The sequence below is a fragment of the Pseudomonas sp. SIMBA_067 genome, assembly GCF_046534675.1.
Lineage (GTDB): Bacteria > Pseudomonadota > Gammaproteobacteria > Pseudomonadales > Pseudomonadaceae > Aquipseudomonas > Aquipseudomonas putida.
The window spans coordinates 1-253 of record NZ_JAWRYH010000901.1 but is presented as its reverse complement, the minus strand read 5'-3'; the positions used below and the strand labels follow the sequence as shown (position 1 = coordinate 253).

Genomic DNA, 253 nt, shown 5'->3' with positions numbered 1-253 from the left:
ACAGGAAGTTGGCGTCGTCGAGCATACGCCGGTCACTACCGGCCAGCCCTGAGGCGGCCCTGGCTTGGTTGATCTCTTCATGGGTGAGCCGCAGGCTGAAGCTATCGCGCATGACCACTTCATACCCACCAGGAATGGCATTGACCTGCCGGAAAATAGCTTGAGGACTCTGTCCGAACCGCATCATTGCAGCCTTGATCGCCGACACTGTCACGCAATTACCCGGCGCCCCCTGGAAGAAGCCGCTCCATAC

Annotated in this window: 1 pseudogene; it reads right to left on the bottom strand. The window is 59.3% G+C overall.

The window, feature by feature from the left end:
• Nucleotides 1-253: pseudogene (locus tag SB765_RS31825) on the bottom strand (hypothetical protein); the annotation flags it as partial.